Origin of the sequence: Corynebacterium sp. (assembly GCF_030152825.1) — a bacterium.
Taxonomy (GTDB): Bacteria; Actinomycetota; Actinomycetes; order Mycobacteriales; family Mycobacteriaceae; genus Corynebacterium.
Map to the genome: position 1 here is coordinate 1 of NZ_JASLIP010000024.1, position 5,606 is coordinate 5,606.

The 5,606-nt window shown below is 65.8% G+C and carries 6 protein-coding genes and 1 pseudogene; 3 read left to right on the forward strand and 4 right to left on the reverse strand.

All coding sequences use genetic code 11. The annotated features are described in order from the left end of the window. The 4 genes and pseudogenes from Q1V78_RS02880 to Q1V78_RS02895 form a co-directional block, all read right to left on the reverse strand. Window positions 1-736: pseudogene (locus Q1V78_RS02880) on the reverse strand (decaprenylphospho-beta-D-erythro-pentofuranosid-2-ulose 2-reductase); the annotation flags it as partial. Window positions 737-767: 31 nt separating this feature from the next. After that, on the reverse strand, window positions 768-2,183 hold the full coding sequence (locus Q1V78_RS02885; protein ID WP_300611424.1) for an FAD-binding oxidoreductase: 1,416 nt from the start codon (window positions 2,181-2,183) through the stop codon (window positions 768-770). A gap of 225 nt (window positions 2,184-2,408) precedes the next feature. After that, window positions 2,409-2,783 (reverse strand): phage holin family protein, encoded by a 375-nt coding sequence (locus Q1V78_RS02890; RefSeq protein ID WP_148792234.1) that lies wholly within the window; start codon window positions 2,781-2,783, stop codon window positions 2,409-2,411. Between the two features lie 146 nt (window positions 2,784-2,929). Continuing rightward, window positions 2,930-3,154, reverse strand: a complete 225-nt coding sequence (locus tag Q1V78_RS02895) for a hypothetical protein (RefSeq protein WP_300611433.1) — start codon at window positions 3,152-3,154, stop codon at window positions 2,930-2,932. 174 nt (window positions 3,155-3,328) lie between these two features. Here Q1V78_RS02895 and Q1V78_RS02900 point away from each other — a divergent pair, with 174 nt between their 5' ends. From Q1V78_RS02900 to Q1V78_RS02910, 3 genes are all read left to right on the forward strand, one after another. Next, entirely contained in the window at window positions 3,329-4,033 is a 705-nt protein-coding gene (locus Q1V78_RS02900; RefSeq protein ID WP_300611427.1) for a hypothetical protein, read from the forward strand. A gap of 167 nt (window positions 4,034-4,200) precedes the next feature. Next, window positions 4,201-4,953 carry a hypothetical protein gene (locus Q1V78_RS02905; protein ID WP_300611429.1) on the forward strand — a complete coding sequence of 251 codons (753 nt, stop codon included), beginning with the start codon at window positions 4,201-4,203 and terminating at the stop codon, window positions 4,951-4,953. Window positions 4,954-5,196: 243 nt separating this feature from the next. Then, window positions 5,197-5,606 (forward strand): GtrA family protein (locus tag Q1V78_RS02910; protein WP_300611431.1); only part of this gene is annotated, 410 nt, incomplete at its 3' end.

The window sequence follows — 5,606 nt, forward strand, 5'->3', positions numbered from 1 at the left end:
ACCCACATCGGCAGGTGCTTCAGCACCAGCATGATCGGGCGGAACTGCGGGTGGACCCAGACGATCGTCTTCTTTCGTCCACCGCCTTGGCGATCGCCTTCGCCGCATCGGTCTTATCGACGGTCAGCGGGGCGTCGTCCAAATCCTTCGTCATATTCGTGCGGACCCGTCCCGGACGCACGGTCAGCACGCGCACCCCAGTGCCGCGTAGCGCCTCGCCGAGCAGGCGGTAGAAGCCGTCTGTGCCGGCCTTCGTGGAGCCGTACACAAAGTTCGAACGGCGCACCATCTCACCCGCGACGGTGGAGAAGGCGACGATCTGGCCGTGGCCCTGCTCCTTCATCTTCTGGCCCAGCAGCACACCGACCGAAACCGCGCCGGTGAAATTCACCTGTGCTGCCTGCACGGCGAGCCTCTGGTCCTGCCACTGCTTCTCGTTATCGCCCAGGATGCCGAACGCGACGATCGCGATATCGATATCGCCGGCCTCGAAGGCCTTGTCGATGACCGCCGGGTGGGAATCGAAATCCACCGCATCAAAGGCCAGGGTCTCCACCTCGGACGCACCGGCGGCCTGGCAACGGCGGGTGGCGTCGTCCAGGCTCTCGCCCTCGCGGGCAGCCAGAACCACGCGCGCCGGGCCACGGGAGAGGAACTCCTCCACCACGGCCAGACCCATGTCGGACGCACCGCCGAGCAGCAGGATGGACTGGGGCTTTCCAACAGCATCAATCATGAAATAACTCCTTTAAAAGGCTCGTCGGTGTTTAGTGCAGCTCGAGGCGGCGGGACATATCGGATGCGAACACGCCCGTCGGGTCGATGTTGTGGCGGGTCTCCAGCCAGCCAGGCAGACCCGGGTACATCTTGTGGAAGTTCTCCGCGGAGGTGCGGGACTCCTTCGCCAGGTACAGGCGGCCGCCGAACTCCATGACGCGGCGATCCAGGTCGTCCAGGAACGCACCCAGACCCGGGCGGATCGGGAAGTCCACGCACACGTTCCAGCCCTTCATCGGGTAGCTCAGCGGCGCGCGGTTGCCCTCACCGAAGAGCTTGAAAACGTTCAGCGCGGAGTAGTGGCCGGACGCCTGGATGTCGCGGATGATCTGCTTGAACGGCTCCACCGCCTCCGTCGGGACGACGAACTGGTACTGCAGGAAGCCCTTGGAACCGTAGCCGCGGTTCCACTCGCCGATGAGGTCCAGCGGCTGGTAGAACTGCGTGAGGTTCTGGATCTGGTTCCGCGCAGGCGAGCCCATCATGTAGTACGCCTCGCCGATCGCCATCAGGGAGAGCTTGTTCATCGTCCAGGACGGGAAGATGTCCGGCACGGTCATCAGCTGCGGGGCATTGAACTTCAGCGGGTCCTTCGCCAGCTTCGGGGCGAACTCCTTCAGCTGGTCCAGGGTTGCCAGGGAACCGCGGGAGATGGTGGAGCGGCCGAGCTTCTTGCCGCCGGAGATCGCGTCGAACCAGGCGGAAGAGTACGTGTAGTTGTGCTCCGAACCGTCGGAGTGGAACTCGATCGTCTCGTCCAGCGTGTTCGTGCGGTCGGTGTCCGCGATGAAGTAGGCGGTCTCCGTGCGCGTCATCTCGATGCGGGCGCGCAGGATGATGCCGGTCAGCCCCATGCCGCCGACGGTGGCCCAGAACAGCTCACCCTTCGGGTCATCCGGGGTGCCCTCCGGCTCCAGGTGCAGGACGCGGCCGTCGGCGACGAGCAGCTCCATGGACAGGACGTGGTCGCCGAAGGATCCCGCGGAGTGGTGGTTCTTGCCGTGAATATCCGGCCCGATCGCGCCACCGATGGTGACCTGGCGGGTACCCGGCAGGACGGGGACCCACAGGCCGTAGGGCAGGGCGGCCTTCATCAGCTGGTCGAGCGTCACCCCGGCATCAACGTCCACGATCGCCGTGTCCGGGTCGATGTCGTGGATCTTGTTGAGCTCCCGCATATCGATGACGAGACCGCCGGCGTTGTTGGTCGGGTCGCCGTAGCTGCGGCCCATCCCGCGGGCGATGACGCCGCGCTGCAGGTGGCTGGGCTTATCCGCATTATCGTCCGCGACCTGGGCCACGGCCTTCGCGATGGTCTCCACATCTGGCGTGGACAGCACCTCTGCCGTGGTGGCCTGAGTGCGGCCCCAACCGGTCAGGGTCTTTGTAGTTGTATGGATGCTCATGGCTTTCAAGCGTAGCGCCGCAGGCTGCGAATAGCCTGCTAAAACAGTCGGTTCGCTAGTACAAATCCATGATGTCGCGAATCTCACTAAAACGCGTGGATAGCGCGCGGGTGGGCAGCTTCACGCGCCGGACGGGGCCGCGCCTGGTCGCATCAAGGGTGAGATGACAGGAGAGGTGGCGCGCCGGGTGGGGCGCGAGTTATCCCGCCAGAGCCGCGAGCGAGGTTAGAGGGCGGAGCGCAGTCCGATGGCCTTGAGCGTTCCCTCCACGATCCAGGTGGCGATAGCCATGAAGATCGCGCCGAAGAACGCCGCCCAGAAGCCACTGACCACCAGGCCGTTGCCGATGCCGCTGGAGATCCAACCGACAAGGGCGAACAGCAGCGCGTTCACGATCAACGAGAACAGCCCCAGGGTGAGGATGCGCAGCGGCAGGCTGAGTAGCCGCACGACCGGGGCGATGAAGGCGTTAACGAACATGAACACCAGCGCGGCCCAGATGAAGGCGCCCACACCGCCCATCACGGAAACGCCAGGAATAACCAGGGTGACCAGCCACAGCGCGACGGCCGTGACCACAACGTCGAGTGCAAAACGCATAAGAATCCTTCGTTCTTCAACATGTCTGCCACGGCAGCGCCATGCCGGGGACAGCACGGGCATCAAGCGGGCGCCGCGAGCATCAAAACAGCTACATACCATTATATCTGCGAGTTAGGCGCATGTCTGCGTGCTGGTCGGTCCCGCTAGTACAGGTCCATGATTGTGCGGATCTCCTCCGGGAGCTCCTCGACGCTGGTGATCTTCGGGCCGTCATAGTCGCGCAGGATATCGCGCACCCGCTGGCGGCTCACCGAATCCATGATCGGCAGCTCCTGGGCCATCATCCGCGTCATCCACGAGTTCAGTGGAAGCTGCGTGCGCTCCGCGGCCTCATAGGTCGTGTCCTCCCCGACACCACCGACCCGCATCGGTGGCTCCTTCTGCTCTTTCGGCTGCTTGCCGACGATATTGGAGAGGCCTGTGCTGAGTTTTTCGAAGAGTCCTGCCATGCCTAAGGATTCTAGCCGGGGTGGCAGACACGCCCCGCCAGCTGCTGCGGTCCAGCCAGGGGCGCGTCTGGTCGCCGGGGTAAAATGCTGAGCATGAAGAAACCACCACTCGCGTTTGAAGCTCTGGCCGCCGCCGCAGGCACGGCTGCGTTCTACGGCATCAAGGACTTCCTACCCGCCGGTCGGCGCCGTGGCTGGCTGCGGGGCGCCGCACTGGTCGCCGGAATCGGCCCGTATGTGGTGCGTTCCACCGTGGACACGATGGAATTCGCGAAGGAGGAGTTCTCGCAAGAGAGCAGGCAGACCGCCGAACTGCGCAAGCTCCTCGACGACGCCCGCGCCCGCCAGGCAGGGTCTGTGCCGCTGGACGGTGACGTCGCCGACCTCGCTGCGGGGGAGGACGTCGCCGTCGATGGCGATGCCTTCAACGACGACGTCGTCCCGGACGTCGCGGTTGATGACGGTGCGGTTGCTGACGGTGCGGCCGACGATGACGGGGAGGAAGCAGAGGAAATCTGGCCGCCGAATGATCCCCGCTGGTGGGACCGGGTATTCAGCCTGCCGCCTTACGCCGTGTTGCCAGGGGCGGCGGCGTTGCTTGTCCTTGCCGTGACGGCGGGGGTGCGCATCGACCGCGCGATTCAGCGCGCTGGTGTGAAGGCGCTGGAATCGCGGGGCGTGGAGTACCCCAATGCCGCGTGGGGCGGGATCTCCGGAGTGATTGCGGCGGCCGCGGTGGTGGCGGACCGGGAGACCGCGGAACGGGCGGGGCGCGCGGGCGGTCGCCGGGCGAGGTGACCGGCGCGGTGACTAGCGAGGCGACCGGGCAGCGACCAGCGAGGTGACCGGCGGCGCGCGGTGCGCGGTTCAGCCCGCGTGCGGGCGGGGCGTCCGCGCTGGGGTGAGCGAAGGCTGTGGGGATCGGCTGGCGGGGCGTGTCTGGGGCGGTCGCTAAGATCGAGGTCATGAGCCCAGCGAGTGAAGCACAGAAGGCCAGCGCCGACATCTCGGATGCCGAGACTTCGAGCACCGAGACGTCCAGTACCGAGACCTCGGGCGGGGTGGCGTTGACACCCACCCCAACCTTGGCGGTCGCGCCCTCCGACCGGCCGGAGGATACCCCCGGGCCGATCACGTACTACCCGCCGGTGCTGGTCGCCTGCCGGGTGGGGGAGACGACCGCGATCTGGCAGGTCGAAACCGACCCGGAGCTGACGCGCGGCGACTTCTCCGGTGCCTGGCTGCTGGGGCCCGACGGGGTGCAGGGCTTCGCGGGGGAGGCCGAGTGGATTGAGGGGCGCGATGATCCGGCCGCGGTGGCGCGGCTGCTGCTCGTGCACCCGGTCTTCCTAACCGAGGACTCAGAAGGGGACATCACCTACGGCGGCCTGGCGGAAGGCGAGCTCCACCTCGTGGACGTTGCTGCTAGCCAGGAAGCGGCCGAGGCCGCAGTCGAGCAGGCTAAGGCCGAGTTCGAGGAGTCCAATGGCAAGAAGTCCACGGGCTGGGGAGAGGTCCGACCCATCGAACCGGTGGAGGGACACCCGCCACAGGGCCTGGACACAGACGCGGAAAAAGCCGTGACCAGCGTGCTCGCGTTGGCGCGCGGGGTGAGGACCTGGAACCGGGATTGGGCTGCCTTCGAGGCCGTGCGTAAGCGCCGGCTGAAGAACGAACCCGACCAGCCCCGCTGGGTGCCGATCCGCCTGTGGGGCTAAACGGAGGCGACGGTCAGCGTGGGCTCCGGGAGCAGGGTCTGGCCCCGCGCCGGCAGATGCGCGCAGTAAGACCGCACGGTCGTGAACCGTGACATGACCGCGGAGCTGCTGGGGCGGCGTCGTAAAAATGGGAATGCGGTCGTTATAATGGCGCGCTGGCCAGCGAGGGAGTGGCCAAGATAACGCCCGAGCGGGCGGCGGGGGAGTAACAATCCGGCAGGAAATCCGCGTAATCTAACCTGCGTGCCAGAGACTCCCAACGACCACACCCAGCCGCAGCCGCGTACCGCTGCGAAGCCCACGCCCGCAGGGCGTTTGGCTCGCTCCAAGGCCATCGCGCGGCAGTTTCTGCGCTTCGGCCTCGTTGGTGCCAGTGGCTTCGTGGTCAACCAGGCAGTCTTTGTGCTGTCGAAGAAGCTCTTCGATCAGGGCTTTGGCATCGACGACCTCGAAGTGCTCTTCCAGCTGCTGAACACGCAGTGGAATATGCGCTGGTACCACCTATTTTCGGTGCTGGCTTTCCTCGTCGCGAACGTGTGGAACTTCGTGCTCAACCGCTACTGGACCTTCAAGGGCCACCATAAGCAGCCCTGGTGGATCCAGCTGCCGCAGTTCATGGCGGTGGGCGTATTCGGGCTGCTGATTACGCTGGC

Bases quoted from the DNA above. Each gene is read 5' to 3' on its own strand.
- Q1V78_RS02885 (WP_300611424.1), bottom strand. From the start codon at position 2,183: ATGAGCATCCATACAACTACAAAGACCCTGACCGGTTGGGGCCGCACT.
- Q1V78_RS02890 (WP_148792234.1), bottom strand. From the start codon at position 2,783: ATGCGTTTTGCACTCGACGTTGTGGTCACGGCCGTCGCGCTGTGGCTG.
- Q1V78_RS02895 (WP_300611433.1), bottom strand. From the start codon at position 3,154: ATGCGGGTCGGTGGTGTCGGGGAGGACACGACCTATGAGGCCGCGGAG.
- Q1V78_RS02900 (WP_300611427.1), top strand. From the start codon at position 3,329: ATGAAGAAACCACCACTCGCGTTTGAAGCTCTGGCCGCCGCCGCAGGC.
- Q1V78_RS02905 (WP_300611429.1), top strand. From the start codon at position 4,201: ATGAGCCCAGCGAGTGAAGCACAGAAGGCCAGCGCCGACATCTCGGAT.